Annotated in this window: 2 protein-coding genes and 1 pseudogene; 1 reads left to right on the forward strand and 2 read right to left on the reverse strand. The window is 68.5% G+C overall.

Annotated features, from left to right (window positions below; translation table 11 throughout):
- A pseudogene (locus ABZV34_RS38535) lies at positions 1 to 539 on the reverse strand (transposase); the annotation flags it as partial.
- Between the two features lie 544 nt (positions 540 to 1,083).
- Between ABZV34_RS38535 and ABZV34_RS38540 the strand changes: the two are divergent.
- Positions 1,084 to 2,190, forward strand: coding sequence for an ISAs1 family transposase (locus tag ABZV34_RS38540; protein ID WP_356287668.1), 1,107 nt, complete (start codon positions 1,084 to 1,086; stop codon positions 2,188 to 2,190).
- On the opposite strand, the gene ABZV34_RS38545 is transcribed toward ABZV34_RS38540, so the two are convergent.
- Positions 2,191 to 2,340, reverse strand: coding sequence for a DUF6207 family protein (locus ABZV34_RS38545; RefSeq protein ID WP_356287671.1), 150 nt, complete (start codon positions 2,338 to 2,340; stop codon positions 2,191 to 2,193).
- Between the last annotated feature and the right edge of the window lie 107 nt (positions 2,341 to 2,447).

Genomic DNA, 2,447 nt, shown 5'->3' on the forward strand with positions numbered 1-2,447 from the left:
CACTGCCCGGCCCGCACGAGCCGGACGACGTCATCGCGCGGCTGGGCAGCAGTCACCGCGGTGGCGTCGTCGGCCGGGCCCAGCCGGATCGCGTCCAGTACGGCCGTCCACGAGGTGCGCCCCGTTTCCAGGGCGGCGACGAAGGAGTAGGGCCGGCCAGGGATGAACTGATCCGCGCTGCGGCCCCGCCCGTAGACGTGGCAGAACAGCAGGTCGTCGCTGGTCGGGGCATCGGGACGCAGCCAGTTGCTCACATCGACCGCGAGCACGATCCGCCCGTCGGCCGCACGCGGCAGCGGCGTGGAGGCAAGCAGCCTGCGCAGGCGGCGGGGCTCCAGTCAGCCGCTGTTCAACGCGTCGTACATTGCCCCGTGCCCGTGCCCGTGCCCGCGCCGGTGCTCGGCTGTCAGGGTCAGCTCGACCAGCGACGTCACCGGACCATCAGCACACAGCACCGCGTCGGTGAGCTCGAAGAGTGCATCAGCCCGGGTGTAGAGGCAGTCGTAGAACTGGACACGAAAGTGGGACAGGACGCCCAGCGCAGCGTCAGTGGACTGTTCAGGGGCAAGACTCTTCACCAGCGGCCGTTCCTTCACGCGACGTTGCTCGACACCTCGAAGCGTGAAGAACGGCCGTCCTGCTGTCTCCTGAAGAGGGCAAGATCAGCAAGTCGGGTGACCCGGCGACCTTAAACGCCAAGCTTAGAGTCAGGACCCAACCAGGAACGGTTCAGGGACGGACGAGCAGTTTGGGCTGGAGGCAGTGGCGGCAGAGCAGGCGGTCGTTTCTGTGTTCGAGCAGATTGTCGCCGTCCTTGCGCGCCAGGCGAACGCGGCGATCGATGATGCGGCTCTGTTCCGACTGGCGGACACGCCAGGGCTTCGGCGGAGTCGCCGGGCATCCGGTTCGTGACGGTCTGCCAGGTTGATCGGCCAGGGAGAGCGGAACAGGCACGGCCTTCAAGATCATGGAGTTCTCGACGCCCCGTGACCTGCCTGGAAGACCCTGCCTGCCGAAGCATCATCGCTGATCCCGAATGCCCTTGACCAACTCCGCGAGCATCCCGAGGTCGCGCCGGAAGACGTGCCCGGGCTGCTGGACCGCCTCGCCCAGGTGCCCGATCCGCGTGATCCCCGTGGAGTGCGCCACGCGCTGGCCGGCGTCCTTGCCCTGGCCGCCTTCGCGGTACTGGCGGGGGCAACGTCACTGCTGGCGTTCGGCGAGAGGATCACCGACGCTCCGCCCCACGTGCTGGAACACGTCGGCGTGCGGCTCTACCCCCTGTTCCCTAACCGGTCCCTGCCTGTGGAAACGACGGTTCGACGGCTGCCGGCCCGGATCGACGGCGACGCGCTGGACCTGGCGGTCGGCCGCTGGCTCGCCGACCGCCGCAACCGAGCCGGGGGCCGGCTGCACGGCCTGGCGGTCGACGGCAAGAGCCTTCGCGGAGCCGCCAGGGCCAAAGGCCGCAAGATCCACCTGCTCGCAGCCCTGGACCACACCACCGGCCTGGTCCTGGCACAGCTGGACGTGCAGGAAAAGACGAACGAGATCACCTGCTTCCAGCCGCTGCTGGAGACCATGGCCGACCTGGTCGGGGTGGTCGTCACCAGCGACGCCATGCACACCCAACGCGGGCACGCCGACTACCTCCTGGGCCGCGAAGCCCACTACATCGTGATCGCCAAGGGCAATCAGAAGAAGCTCCGCAAGCAGCTCAAAACCCTTCCGTGGGAAGAGATCCCGCTGCAGGGCCGCGTAAGGGGCACCGGCCACGGACGCTCGGAGATCAGACGGATCAAGGTCGCCACGGTCAACAACCTGCTCTTCCCCGGAGCCCGGCAGGCCGTCCAGATCAAGCGCCGCCGCACCGATCGCAAGACCGGCAAGACCACCATCAAGACCGTCTACGCAGTCACCAGCCTCACCGCTGAGCAAGCCGACCCCGCCCAGCTCGCGACCCTGATCCGTGATCACTGGCAGATCGAGGCCCTGCACCGCGTCAGAGACACCACGTTCGCCGAAGACGCCTCGCAGCTGCGAACCGGCAACGCACCCCGGGCGATGGCCACCTGGCGAAACCTGGCCATCGGCGCCCTGCGGCTTGCCGGCGCGACCAATATCGCCGCCGCTCTGCGACACAACGCCCGCAACGCAGACCGCCCGCTGGCCCTGCTTGGGCTCAAGTGATCACGAAACGGACGCCCGCCGACTACGCCGAAGCCCTGCTCCCAGGCGCGGGCCGCTTTCTGTGTCGGAGCAGCGCAGCCGGACACCGGGCTGCCCCGTATCCCGTGTCGTACGGCCTGCCGTCGCGGTCGCCCACCGTCCGCAACGGATCTCACCGAGACCGGCGGTGCCGCCGGTACGGCCGAAAGATCTGAACCAATACCGGGAATCAGGCCGCGACGAGCTCCTGCTCGCGGTCCGGCGTCTTGGCCTTGGGC

Origin of the sequence: Streptomyces sp. NPDC005195 (genome assembly GCF_040608315.1) — a bacterium.
GTDB lineage: Bacteria > Actinomycetota > Actinomycetes > Streptomycetales > Streptomycetaceae > Streptomyces > Streptomyces kaempferi.